Origin of the sequence: Paludibacterium denitrificans (genome assembly GCF_009707705.1) — a bacterium.
GTDB classification, from domain to species: Bacteria; Pseudomonadota; Gammaproteobacteria; order Burkholderiales; family Chromobacteriaceae; genus Paludibacterium_A; species Paludibacterium_A denitrificans.
Window position 1 is genome coordinate 1,871,231 of record NZ_WLYX01000001.1, and the last position, 12,179, is coordinate 1,883,409.

Consider the following 12,179-nt stretch of genomic DNA (forward strand, 5'->3'; position numbering starts at 1 on the left):
TGACGACGGAGTATTTACATGTCTTATGAACTGATTGCTGCCAAGCGTGAAGAGTTGGGTACTGGTGCGAGCCGCCGCCTGCGTCATGCTGGCAAACTGCTTACTGTGGTTTACGGTGCCAACCAAGAAGCCGAATCCATCGTGCTGGAACACAACCCGGTGTACTACGCACTGAAAGACGAAGCTTTCCACAGCGAAATCCTGACCCCGGTTATCGACGGTCAGAAACAGCCGGTACTGCTGCGTGATTTCCAGAATCACCCGTACAAACAGCAAGTGATGCACGTTGACTTCCAACGTGTTGATCCGAACGAAAAGATCCACGTTAAGGTTCCGTTCCACTTCATCAATGCCGAAGTTTCTCCGGCTGTGAAGGATGACGGCAGCAACATCACCCACGTGATGACCGAAGTTGACGTACGTGCGCTGCCAACTAGCCTGCCGCACTTCGTTGAAGTTGATCTGTCCGCTCTGGCTACTGGCGCTACCATTCACCTGGCTGACCTGAAGCTGCCGGAAGGTGTTGAATTCACCGCTCTGGCTCGTGGCGAAAATGCTGCCGTTGTAATGGCTACTGCTGTCAAGGGCGCGGCGGCTGCCGAAGAAGCTCCGGCTGCTGAAGCTGGCGAAGCGGCTGCTGAATAAGCGTTTTATTGCCTTATCAAGCTCGCTGTGGTCCTTGCGGTCCGCGGCGGGCTTTTTTATTGGAATGCAATCATGTCCGGGATCCGTTTGGTAGTCGGGCTGGGTAATCCCGGTGCCGAATACGAAAAAACCCGTCACAATGCCGGTTTCTGGCTGGTGGATGAACTGGCGTGGAAATACAAGGCGGCCTTGCGTGCCGAGAGCAAGTTTTTTGGCGAGGCGGCGCGTGGGCAGTTGCTTAAGGCGGGGGCGATATCTGGCTGCTCAAGCCGATGACTTTCATGAACCTGTCCGGGCAGGCGGTGGCAGCACTGGCCAAGTTCTACAAGATTACGCCCGAGCAGATTCTGGTGGTGCATGACGAACTGGATCTGCCGCCGGGCACGGCGCGTTTCAAGCAAGGTGGCGGCCACGGCGGCCATAATGGCTTGAAAGATATCATCGCCAAACTGGGCGGCCCCAATTTCTGGCGCTTGCGTCTGGGTATCGGCCACCCCGGAGACCGCAGTGAAGTGGTGAACTTCGTATTGAAGAAGCCACGGGCGGAAGAGCAGACCCAGATTGACGAGGCGATTGCCAAGGCTTTGCAGGTGATGGATCAGGCGTTATCTGGCGACATGGCCAACGCCATGAAAGCGCTGCATACCGCCGCCAAATGACATCGGCTGAAGCGTATTGCTTTCGGCCAACCTTTTGCTATTCGAACATTCCTAGAGGGATGCTGACATGAGTCTCAAATGCGGTATCGTCGGGCTGCCCAACGTCGGCAAGTCCACGCTGTTCAATGCCTTGACCAAGGCTGGTATTGAAGCCGCCAACTACCCGTTCTGCACCATTGAACCCAACGTGGGGATCGTGGAAGTGCCGGATGCGAGGTTGGCCGAACTCTCCAAAATTGTTAATCCGCAACGTGTGCAGCATGCCATCGTCGAGTTTGTCGATATTGCCGGGTTGGTTGCCGGTGCGTCCAAGGGTGAAGGTCTGGGCAACAAATTCCTGGCCAACATCCGCGAAACCGATGCCATCGTCAACGTCGTGCGCTGTTTTGACGACCCGAACGTGGTGCACGTGGCTAAGGTGGACCCGATCTCCGATATCGAAGTGATCGGCACCGAACTGGCGTTGGCCGACTTGATGACCGTAGAAAAGGCCATTGCCCGCGACGTGAAGAAGGCCAAGTCTGGCGACAAGGATGCGCAGAAGCTGGTAGCACTGCTGGAAAAACTGCAGCCGCACCTGAACGAAGGCAAGCTTAGCGCGTAGCCTGGGGCTGGATGCCGACGATCAGGCGCTGCTCAAGCCGCTGTGCCTGTTGACCATCAAGCTTACCATGTATGTGGCCAACGTGGCTGAAGACGGTTTCAGCAATAACCCGCACCTAGAACGCCTGCAGGCGCTGGCCAATGCCGAAGGTGCGCCGGTCGTGGCGCTGTGTGCCGCGATCGAAAGCGAAATCGCCGATCTGGACGACGCCGACAAGACCGAGTTTCTGGCCGAAATGGGGCTGGAAGAGCCGGGCCTCAATCGCCTGATCCGCGCCGCTTACAAGCTGTTGGGCTTGCAGACGTACTTCACCATGCGGCGTCAAGGAAGTACGTGCCTGGACGATCCACGTTGGTGATACTGCCCCGCAAGCGGCGGGTGTTATCCACACCGATTTCGAGCGTGGCTTCATCCGGGCGCAGACCATTTCCTATCAGGACTTCATCACCTATGGTGGTGAAGCCAAGGCCAAGGAAGCTGGCAAGATGCGGGCAGAAGGCAAGGAGTACGTCGTGCAGGATGGCGATGTGCTGAACTTCCTGTTCAACGTCTAAGCCTGCAACCTTGCGCCGCCGTCCGGTCGCGCAAATGACAAAACCCCGCCTAGGCGGGGTTTTTTGTTATCTGCCACAGACGGCTTGAGTCTGGTGTGCGCCACGACGGTGGCGTTCTTTCAGTGCTCCGGCAGTTCGCGCTTGCTACCGTCCTGATGCAGGGCTACATAAGTGAGTATGGCCTCGGTGACTTTGACGGTGTGGGCTTCGGCCAACTGTGGCTGGTGGGTGGAGTAGACCTGCACGTCAATCGTGATGGAGGTTTTACCGGTTTTGATGATTTCGCCGTAGAAGCTGATCACATCGCCGATGGCAATCGGGTGCTTGAATTGAAACGAGTTGACGGCAACGGTGGCGACCCGTCCTTTGGCACGTTGTTGCGCCACAATGGCACCGGCGAGGTCGACTTGTGACATGACCCAGCCGCCGAATACATCGCCATGCGCGTTCAGGTCGGAGGGCATGGGGATGACGCGCAGGACCGGCTGTCGGTCGGGCAGGGTGGTAAACGCTTGTGGGTCGTGGCTGGATTGTGTGGACAGCATATTCATGATGACAAGATGTGTGGAAGTAAATACGGTGCCCCATAGTATAGCAAGTTGGTTTACCTAATCGCGGTCATCGCACAGGTCTGGAAGGCGTGTGATTAGTCTCTGGTGCTGACGGGGTTGCTCGTTGTTTCCCGACATTGCAGGTTGGCGTGGTGGCAAATGGTGGGCTGTAGATTATGGCTTCCACAATGTTTTGCCTTTATGTTAAAGTTTGTTTTGTTATTTTATCTGTTTTCTAAATTTCTAATTGGAATATAAAATGAACAAAATTGGCATCATGCTGGCCCTCTTGGGGGCATCGCTTCATGTCTACGCTGCCGATTTGCTGGATACGGTGCAGCAGCGTGGCTCGTTGAAAATTGCGCTGGAAGGCACTTATCCACCGTTCAATTTCAAGGACAAGAATCAGCAGTTGACCGGCTTTGAAGTCGAGCTGGGTAGTGCGCTGGCGCAAAAGCTGAAGGTCAAGCCGGAATTCATCACCGGCGAGTGGAGTGGTTTGTTGGCCGGTTTGCAAGGCGGCAAGTTTGATGTGGTGTTGAATCAGGTGTCGATCACCGATAAGCGCAAGACTGTTTTCGATTTTTCCCAGCCGTACACCATTTCCAGTGCACAGCTGATTGTGCGCAAGAATGAAACGCGGGCATTCCGCAGCCTGGCCGATCTGAAAGGCAAGCGCATGGGGGTGACGCAAGGCAGTAACTATGCCGAAATGGTGAAGGCCGCTGGCGGCATCGATATCAAGTTTTACCCCTCGTCTGAAGAAATCTTCCGCGATCTGTCTTTGGGACGGATTGATGCGGCGGTGAACGATAGCCTGCTGATTCCGTTTGAAATCCAGAAAGCACATTTGCCGCTGAAAGTTTGCGCGCCGGTGGGAACGACCACGGAAATGGGGATTCCGTTCAGCAAGGGCAATCCCAAGTTCAAGCAGGCGCTGGACAATGCCCTGACGGCCTTGCACAAGGATGGTACCTTCCGCAAGATCTCGGTGAAATGGTTTGGTATTGACGTGTCGCGTGCACCCGCTAAACGTTGAGCGATAGCGTAATTGTGGATGACGCCTCCACGCGAGTGGAGGCGTTACTGTTTCAGAAAGTGACTGTATGGCATGGCTTGAACTGGCGCGCGAAGCGCTTCCGGTATTGATGACAGGGGCGCTGTATACACTGATGTTTGCCGTGGTTTCCATGGTGCTGGGCCTGACGCTGGGGTTCGTGGTGGCGTTGATACGTTTTGCCGCCGTGCCGCTGTTGGCGCCGCTGGTCAGTGTGTATGTCAGCCTGATGCGAGGCACGCCGCTGCTGGTGCAGATTTTTGTCATTTACTATGGCTTGCCCAGCGTAGGCATCGAATTCCAGCCCATTACGGCTGGCATCCCGGCCCTGACACTGAATGTGGCTGCCTATTTGTCGGAAAGCATGCGCGGCGCGCTCAATGGCGTCGATCGCGGACAGTGGGATGCGGCGCTGTCGCTGGGGTTGACCCGGTGGCAGTCAGTGCAGTGCGTGATTGCGCCGCAAGCGCTGCGTCTGGCCGTGCCCAGCCGGCCAATAGCCTGATTTCGTTGATCAAGGACACCTCGCTGGTGTCGATCATCACGGTTTCCGAGCTGATGATGGTAACCAAGGATCTGATTGCGCAAACCTTCCAGCCCTTGCCGCTGTACCTGTTGGCGGCCGCGATATACTGGGCATTGAGTGCAGCATTTGAACAGGTGCAGCAACGCGTGGAACGACATTTTGCCCGGGCGCTGCAGCACTGATAATGAGATAAATACAATGAAATTTGCCACCAAGACCATTCACGCTTACTATGACAGCCACGAGCATAATCGCGCGGTGATGCCGCCGATCTATCAGACCTCGGTGTTCGAGTTTGATCATGTCGGTGAAGACATGCAGTTTGCCTATGCCCGCAGTGGCACGCCAACTCGGGTGGCACTGGAGAACTGTCTGGCCAGCCCTGGAAAATGCAACGCATGGTTTGGCGTTTTCCAGTGGCATGGCGGCCATTGATGCCGTCTTGCGTGCCACACTCAAGCCGGGTGACGAAGTGATCGCCGTGGCTGATCTGTATGGCGGAGCCTATCGCCTGCTGACCAAGGTGATGCAGCCCTGCCGGCATTACTGTCACCTTTATCGATCTGACCGACCCGCACAGGTTGGCTGAACACCTGAGCGAGCGTACGCGCCTGTTGTGGCTGGAATCGCCAACCAACCCGCTGCTGGGGCTGGTGGATATTGCCGCGCTGTCCGCGCTGGCACATCAGCATGGCGTCAAGGTGGCGGTGGACAACACCTTTGCCACGCCGTATCTGCAAACACCGCTCGATCTGGGCGCAGATATCGTGGTGCATTCCGCCACGAAATACCTTGGCGGTCATTCCGATGTGTTGCTGGGGCTGGTGGCCGTGTCGGACGATGAACTCTTCAAGGCCATCAAGTTTATCCAGAATTCCGCCGGTGCCGTGCCGGGGCCACAAGATTGTTTCCTGACGTTACGCGGTATCAAGACGCTGCACCTGCGCATGGAACGTCACTGCGACAATGCCGAAAAAGTTGCCGCGTTTCTGGCTGCTCATCCACAGGTGGAAAAAGTCTTCTTCCCCGGCTTGCCGGAACATCCCGGCCATGACGTCGCCCGGCGCCAGATGCGCCGCTTTGGTGGCATCGTGTCGATCTGGCTGAAGGACAATACCCGTGCGGCGGCCGACCGTTTCGCCAGCCGGTTGCAGCTGTTTGCGCTGGCCGAATCGCTGGGCGGCGTGGAGTCGCTGATCAACCACAGCTACACCATGTCACATGGCAGCATGCCGCCTAAAGAAAAGGCCCGCTTGGGGATTCGTGAAGGTGGTTTGCGCTTGTCGGTTGGGGTGGAAGACATCGACGACATCCTGGCCGATCTGGCACAAGCACTGCAGGCGTGATGCCGTCGCTACCGATATCTTTTCAGAGGGGCGTAATCCGGCGATAATTATCCGACTAAATTAGTAAGGTAATTATCATGGCGGCCCCGGCTGAAGAGAAATTCACCACCGAACGCATCATCGCGTGGCATCGTTGGCATGACAAGCTGCTGAGTTTCCGGCTGACCCGGCCAGAAGGTTATCGCTTCACGCCCGGCCAGTTCGCTCGCTTAGGCTTGCCGCTGGGCAACGGTGGCTTTGTCTGGCGTGCTTATTCCATGGTTTCGGCCAACTGGGATGAACATCTGGAGTTCTATTCCATCGTCGTCCCGGACGGCTTGTTTACCTCGCGTCTGGCACTGCTGGGTGTCGGCAGCGAAGTGCTGCTGGACAAGCACGCCAATGGTTTCTTCACCGTGGATCGTTTGCCGGATGGCAAGGACCTATGGCTGCTGGCGACCGGCACCGGGCTGGCGCCGTATCTGTCCATCTTGCAAGACCCTGACGTATGGCAGCGCTTTGGCCATATCGTCTTGGTGCACGGCGTGCGCCAGCGCGATGATCTGACCTATCAAAATGAAATCCGTGCATTGACCACCCATGAATTGTGGGCTGAGCACGGACACAAATTACGCTACCTGCCGGTGGTGACGCGCGATGCGCCCGATGGCGTACTGAACCAGCGCCTGCCAGCGCTGCTGGCCAATGGCGAACTGGCGCGTTCGGCCAACCTGCTTTTGTCGCCAGCGTCATCGCGCTTCATGATCTGCGGCAACCCCGCCATGGTAGAGGCAACACACCGCCAATTGATGTCCATGGGCTATCAGTTAAGCCGCCTGCGCGCCCCCGGCCAGATTGTGTTGGAGAACGGCTGGTAGCTCGCTTAGCGGCGCAATGCTGCTTTGATCTGCGCAATCTTCTCGCGACTTTCACCATCCTGCGTGAGGCGTTGCCATGATTCCAGCAACAGTGCCAGTAGCACGGACGCAAACAGGCCACCTGCCGTGCTCAAGGCGATGATCAGATTGCGTTTGGGCTTGACCGGTAAGGTCGGTTGGCTGGCAGGAATCGCTGATAACTCAATACTTGCTTGATCGCGCAGCAAAGGCAGTTGTTCTGCAATTTTCTGCTCCAAGGACTGCAGCGTCATCCATTTCTGCAGGACTGCGGTTTGTGCTGTATTAGCGGGATAAGCCATTTTCTTGCCAACCAGCGTGTCCAGCGTATTTTTCAGACTAGTGGTATCGATTTGATTGACTTTCACTGTGGTGTTGCTGGTATTGCTGAAGGCATAACGTAGCAAAGTCAGTTCTGCCTGCATATCTGCCAAGGCTTTGGCATCTGGCCAACGTTCTGTTGCAGTCTCGACCGAAATAGCCTCTTTCAGTTGTTTCTCTAGTTGTTGGATATCGGCGTGGTTACGTTTTTTTAGTAGCGTCAGTAGCTGATACTGGTTGGCCGATGGGGTCACGCCGCTAATCAGGTTGGCTTGCCTAACGGCTTCCGTGGCTGAATTAGCTGTTTGCTTGGCCAGCGCCGGGTCGCTCGATTGGACTTTGATGGCAATCTGCCCGGTTTTATTGTCCATTGCGACCTCAACACCACAATGTTTTTCTTTGGACTGGCAAGCCGGTAGCGTAGTCAGCAGATCGGCCGAGGTACTTTGAGCCAGCGTCAGCATTGCATTGTTAGGTGCAGACATCGCCAACACCGCACTGGCTTCATATTGCTTTGGCAGCAAATAGGACACACCGGCAGACACTAAAAAAGCGCTGGCCGTGATGCCGATCAGCAGGCGTTTATGCTTGGCCAGTGCCAGCAAAATATCCAGGAGCGAAATTTCGTCTTCTTCTATTGATGAAGATGGATGCATGCGTGGCGTATCGGGAGTCATGGCAAAATGTGGTTTATGCAAAGTGGGAAAAGAATTCTAGCATTGAGTGTCCTAGTGAGCAGAAACAAAAACAGCCGCCAAGAGTATGACGGCTGTCCTATCGTTTCCATGCTTCAGACGGTTATTTGACGCAATCCACGCAATACACTTTCTTGCCGTCTTTTTCCACGGCCACCAAACCATGTACATCGGTTTCAAAGCCCGGTAGCTCGCGGTTGAAGTCCTGAGCAAAGCGCAGGTAATCGACAATCGTACGGTTGAAGCGTTCGCCCGGAATCAGCAGAGGGATGCCCGGCGGGTACGGGGTCAGCAGTACCGAGGTGATGCGGCCTTCCAGCTCGTCTACCGGTACGCGCTCGATCTCGCGGTGCGCCATCTTGGCAAAGGCATCGGCCGGACGGATGGCAGGTTCCATTTCCGAGAGGTAGATCTCGGTGGTCAGTCGCGCGATGTCGTGCTTGGTGTACAGCTGGTGAATGCGCTGGCACAGCTCCTGCAGGCCGACACGCTCATACTGCGGGTACTTGGCGACAAAGTCCGGCATGGCACGCCACAGCGGCTGGTTCTTGTCGAAGTCGTCCTTGAACTGTTGCAGCAGCGAAATCAGCGTGTTCCAGCGGCCCTTGGTGATGCCGATGGTGAACATGATGAAGAAGCTGTACAGCCCGGTCTTTTCCACTACCACGCCGTGTTCGGTCAGGTATTTGGTCACGATGGCCGCCGGGATACCCATTTCCGGAAGCTGCCATCCAGATCCAGCCCCGGTGTCAGGATGGTGGCCTTGATCGGATCGAGCATGTTGAAGCCGTCTTCGATCCCGGCAAAACCGTGCCGGTATCGTCCGGCTTGAGCATCCAGTCTTCCGGATCGCAAATGCCATCGTCCGACAGTTCGTCCGGGCCCCAGACCGGAACCACCAGTCGTGGCCGTATTCTTCGTCCACCTTGCGCATGGCGCGGCGGAAATCCAGTGCTTCCACCAGCGATTCTTCCACCAGTGCCGGCCACCGGGCTGTTCCATCATGGCCGCCGCCACGTCGCAGCTAGCGATAATGGAATATTGCGGGCTGGTGGAGGTGTGCATCAGATAGGCTTCGTTGAACCAGGCGGTATCCAGCTGACGGTTTTGCGGGTCCTGTACCAGAATCTGCGAAGCCTGGCTGATACCGGCCAGCAGCTTGTGGGTGGACTGAGTGGAGAAGATCAGGCTGTCCTTGCAGCGCGGACGGCCTTCGCCAATGGCATGGAAGTCGCCATAGAAGTCGTGGAAGCTGGCGTGCGGCAGCCAGGGCTTCGTCAAAGTGCAGCGTGTCCACTTCCCCATCCAGCAGCCCCTTGATCTCTTCCACGTTGTACAGGATGCCGTCGTAGGTGGACTGGGTAATGGTGAGGATGCGCGGCTTGAGCTGGGGATTCTTTTCCAGCGCTTCGCGGGCAAAGGGGTTGGCCAGAATCTTTTTCTTGATGTTTTCCAGCTGGAATTCCGACTTGGGAATCGGGCCGATGATGCCGTAGTGGTTGCGTGTCGGCATCAGGAATACAGGAATGGCACCTGTCATCATGATGGCGTGCAGGTTGGACTTGTGGCAGTTGCGATCTACCAGCACGATGTCGTTAGCCGGCCACACAGCTGTGCCAGACGATCTTGTTGGACGTCGACGTGCCGTTGGTGACGAAGAACAGGTGGTCGGCATTGAAGATGCGCGCGGCGTTGCGTTCCGAGGCGGCAATCGGACCGGTGTGGTCCAAAAGCTGGCCCAGTTCGTCCACCGCATTGCAGACATCGGCGCGCAGCATGTTTTCACCAAAGAACTGGTGGAACATCTGGCCCACCGGGCTCTTCAGGAAGGCGACGCCACCGGAGTGGCCGGGGCAGTGCCAGGAATACGAACCGTCGTTGGCGTAGTTGACCAACGCACGGAAGAACGGCGGTGCCAGCGTGTCCAGATAGCTCTTGGCTTCACGAATGATATGGCGTGCCACAAATTCCGGCGTGTCTTCGTGCATGTGAATGAAACCATGCAGCTCACGCAGGATGTCATTCGGAATATGTCGTGCGGTGCGAGTTTCGCCATAGAGATAGACCGGAATATCCGGGTTGCGCTACGAATTTCCGCAACAAAACTGTACAAATCGCCCAGCGCCGCTTCGGCCGAGTCTTCCGTCTGGAATTCCTCGTCGTCAATCGACAGGATAAAGAAGCGGCGCGACTTTGCTGTTGGGCAAATGAGGTCAGATCACCGTAACTGGTGTAGCCGATGATGCCCATGCCTTCGGCTTCGATGGCTTCCGCCAGTTCGCGAATACCCGAACCGCTGGTGTTTTCCGAACGGAAGTCTTCATCGATGATGACGATGGGAAAATGAAAACGCATACCTGAGTCCTTAGTCTGTCAAAACTCGGACACCTCAGGCAGTGTAGGCCGTATGGCTGAACTATGGGCGTACCCTCGGCCGTACCGTCCAAACAAACGGTACAGGCCTTGACGGGCCGGGCACCTGTAACGCCGGGATTGGCCTGCAATGTCTGCAGTGTCACTCGGTGCGCGTTGGGGCACAGGTCTGTACGCACGGACTGCGCCGGTTGCTGCCGACTATCTGCCGTCGCCCGGAGGCTGGCCTTGAAGCGCGGTTAAAACAGGGGCGCTTTGCGCCGCGGTCCGCACCGGGCGAGGGCGTAATTGCGCCTCACCTTCACGTCAGCTTCTACCGGAGAACTACCCAAGAAAGCGCGCATTGTAGCGGATAACGGCGCTTAGTGTGGCATAGCAATGTTTCAGTCTGAAATTGCGCCACTTTTTTGCCCGGCTGTGAGCCATGGTGTCAGCCCCTGTGTGCTCGAGGCCTGCACCGGCAGTGGGATAAGCTACTGTTTTTCAGGAGGGTTCGTCGGATGGCGGTTTGCTCGCCACCTCTGCGCCAGAATTGGGCATGGACTGTTGTTTTTTGCGCATTCTGGTGCGGTACAGGCCCAAGGCTTTGATGGCAACCGCCCCTCCCGAGACGCAGAGGATAAACGCCAGCGGCCCAGCTACCAGATACGGGAACGCTACGCTGAGGGCCGCCAGTCCCAGCAGCACCAGTCCAATGGTGAGAAAGGCGGCGGCCTCGCTGGCATCCACGGTGCGCGTGCCACGTACCACGGCGCCCAGTGCATCGCTGATACGTGCCGCTTGGCGGGCGGCGGCGCTGGCTCCGCTCAGTGCTGCCGCGTGGGCTGCCGAGCGGCTAAGGCGGCGAGTTGGCCGTGGCCGTTGCTGGCGCAACGTGGGGCGTTGATCCTGTCCGGCCAGAACCACCTCGGTGGCATGGGTCAGATCGTCCAGAAACTTTTCGGCCAACTGTCCGGCAAGGGCTTCGTCTTCAATCGCCAGATCAATCTCGCGGTTGGTCAGCCAACTGGACAGGTTGAGGTTGGTGGAGCCGATGCGTGCCCAGCGCCCATCCGCCACCGCTGTTTTGGCATGGATCATCGGGCCGTTCCACTCGAACACACGCACGCCAGCGTCCAGCAACGGGCGATAGAGTGTCCGCGACAAGGTGGCGACCCAATGATTGTTACTGGAGCCCGGCACCAGCAGGCGCACATCCACACCATCGCGTGCCGCCTGTTTCAGTGCCGATAGATACATGCCGGTGCCGACAAAATACGCATCGGTCAGCCAGAGCGTCTTGCGGGCAAAGCTCGCAATCAGCAAGTCCAGCCGCATCATCTGGGCCGTGGAAGGCGTCGTGGCAATCAGGCGCGCGGCCACCTTGCCCTGTGTGGGGGAGGGCTGATCCCATTGCAGCCAGTGTTCGGCCAACCCGGGACCTGTGCTGGCCCAACTGTCGGCAAAGGCCGCCACCGCCTCGCGAACCAGCGGGCCGGTCAGCTGCAAGCCGGTATCGCGCCGTGGCGGGATGCCGTGTTGTGGATCGCCTTGCCAGAGCGTGCTGATGCAGAGGCCAGACACAAAAGCCGTTTGCCGGTCTACCACGATCAGTTTGCGGTGATTGCGCCCCAGCAGACTGAGGCCACCAGTGAGTCTGGGCGGATTGTAGGCGCGCACTTCCACGCCCGCTGCCAGCAGCGGTTTGAAAAAGCCGCGTAAATGTTCACGCCAGCTGCCCAGCCAGTCATATAGCAGGCAGACCTGAACCCCCGCGCGCGCCTTGTCCATCAAGAGCTGGCAGATACGTTGACCGAACGCATCGTTGGCCACGATATACATCTCGATGAACACCGATTCGCGGCAGTCGGCGATGGCTTGTTCCCGGTGCAGGAAAGTTCTCGCTGCTGTCAAACAACAGGGTGATCTGGTTGCCGCCGACCAACGGCGCCCCCGCTGAGCGGGAAAAGGCCTGATCGGCTAATTGCCGGACA

11 protein-coding genes and 5 pseudogenes are annotated in these 12,179 nt (G+C 57.3%); 8 read left to right on the plus strand and 8 right to left on the minus strand.

What is annotated here, in order from left to right:
* The first annotated feature begins 18 nt into the window (after positions 1–18).
* The 3 genes and pseudogenes from GKE73_RS12310 (at position 19) to ychF (ending at position 2,462) form a co-directional block, all read left to right on the plus strand.
* Positions 19–645, plus strand: a complete 627-nt coding sequence (locus GKE73_RS12310; RefSeq protein WP_230370238.1) for a 50S ribosomal protein L25/general stress protein Ctc — start codon at positions 19–21, stop codon at positions 643–645.
* A gap of 69 nt (positions 646–714) precedes the next feature.
* Positions 715–1,304 (plus strand): annotated as a pseudogene (gene pth, locus GKE73_RS12315) (aminoacyl-tRNA hydrolase).
* A 67-nt stretch (positions 1,305–1,371) separates the two neighbouring features.
* Positions 1,372–2,462: pseudogene (ychF, locus tag GKE73_RS12320) on the plus strand (redox-regulated ATPase YchF).
* A gap of 119 nt (positions 2,463–2,581) precedes the next feature.
* Here the strand turns inward: ychF and GKE73_RS12325 are convergent.
* On the minus strand, positions 2,582–3,013 hold the full coding sequence (locus GKE73_RS12325; protein ID WP_230370239.1) for an acyl-CoA thioesterase: 432 nt from the start codon (positions 3,011–3,013) through the stop codon (positions 2,582–2,584).
* 259 nt (positions 3,014–3,272) lie between these two features.
* On the opposite strand from GKE73_RS12325, the gene GKE73_RS12330 reads away from it, so the two are divergent.
* From GKE73_RS12330 to GKE73_RS12345, 5 genes and pseudogenes are all read left to right on the plus strand, one after another.
* The gene (locus GKE73_RS12330) at positions 3,273–4,052 is read left to right on the plus strand and encodes a transporter substrate-binding domain-containing protein (RefSeq protein WP_230370240.1); all 780 of its coding nucleotides are present in this window, start codon (positions 3,273–3,275) and stop codon (positions 4,050–4,052) included.
* 67 nt (positions 4,053–4,119) lie between these two features.
* Positions 4,120–4,575, plus strand: coding sequence for an amino acid ABC transporter permease (locus tag GKE73_RS12335; RefSeq protein ID WP_245393843.1), 456 nt, complete (start codon positions 4,120–4,122; stop codon positions 4,573–4,575).
* A gap of 5 nt (positions 4,576–4,580) precedes the next feature.
* Positions 4,581–4,778: an ABC transporter permease family protein gene (locus GKE73_RS21705; protein WP_245393844.1), complete on the plus strand. Its 198-nt coding sequence runs from the start codon at positions 4,581–4,583 to the stop codon at positions 4,776–4,778.
* A 16-nt stretch (positions 4,779–4,794) separates the two neighbouring features.
* Positions 4,795–5,942 (plus strand): annotated as a pseudogene (locus GKE73_RS12340) (trans-sulfuration enzyme family protein).
* A gap of 77 nt (positions 5,943–6,019) precedes the next feature.
* Positions 6,020–6,799 carry a ferredoxin--NADP reductase gene (locus GKE73_RS12345; RefSeq protein ID WP_230370241.1) on the plus strand — a complete coding sequence of 260 codons (780 nt, stop codon included), beginning with the start codon at positions 6,020–6,022 and terminating at the stop codon, positions 6,797–6,799.
* Between the two features lie 5 nt (positions 6,800–6,804).
* Here GKE73_RS12345 and GKE73_RS12350 read toward each other — a convergent pair whose 3' ends face one another.
* The 7 genes and pseudogenes from GKE73_RS12350 to GKE73_RS12380 form a co-directional block, all read right to left on the minus strand.
* Positions 6,805–7,815, minus strand: coding sequence for a Wzz/FepE/Etk N-terminal domain-containing protein (locus GKE73_RS12350; protein ID WP_230370242.1), 1,011 nt, complete (start codon positions 7,813–7,815; stop codon positions 6,805–6,807).
* Between the two features lie 121 nt (positions 7,816–7,936).
* Entirely contained in the window at positions 7,937–8,461 is a 525-nt protein-coding gene (locus GKE73_RS12355; protein WP_376767434.1) for an Orn/Lys/Arg family decarboxylase, read from the minus strand.
* Between the two features lie 36 nt (positions 8,462–8,497).
* Positions 8,498–9,138: pseudogene (locus tag GKE73_RS12360) on the minus strand (lysine decarboxylase); the annotation flags it as partial.
* A 7-nt stretch (positions 9,139–9,145) separates the two neighbouring features.
* Positions 9,146–9,508 (minus strand): annotated as a pseudogene (locus tag GKE73_RS12365) (hypothetical protein); the annotation flags it as partial.
* Entirely contained in the window at positions 9,429–9,821 is a 393-nt protein-coding gene (locus GKE73_RS12370) for a PLP-dependent aminotransferase family protein (protein ID WP_230370245.1), read from the minus strand. The gene GKE73_RS12370 and the pseudogene GKE73_RS12365, both read right to left, overlap by 80 nt.
* A gap of 31 nt (positions 9,822–9,852) precedes the next feature.
* Complete coding sequence (locus tag GKE73_RS12375; protein WP_230370246.1) at positions 9,853–10,188, minus strand: Orn/Lys/Arg decarboxylase N-terminal domain-containing protein; 336 nt, start codon at positions 10,186–10,188, stop codon at positions 9,853–9,855.
* A gap of 501 nt (positions 10,189–10,689) precedes the next feature.
* A complete protein-coding gene (locus GKE73_RS12380) occupies positions 10,690–12,099 on the minus strand; it encodes a phospholipase D-like domain-containing protein (protein WP_230370247.1) in 1,410 nt (469 codons plus the stop codon).
* Between the last annotated feature and the right edge of the window lie 80 nt (positions 12,100–12,179).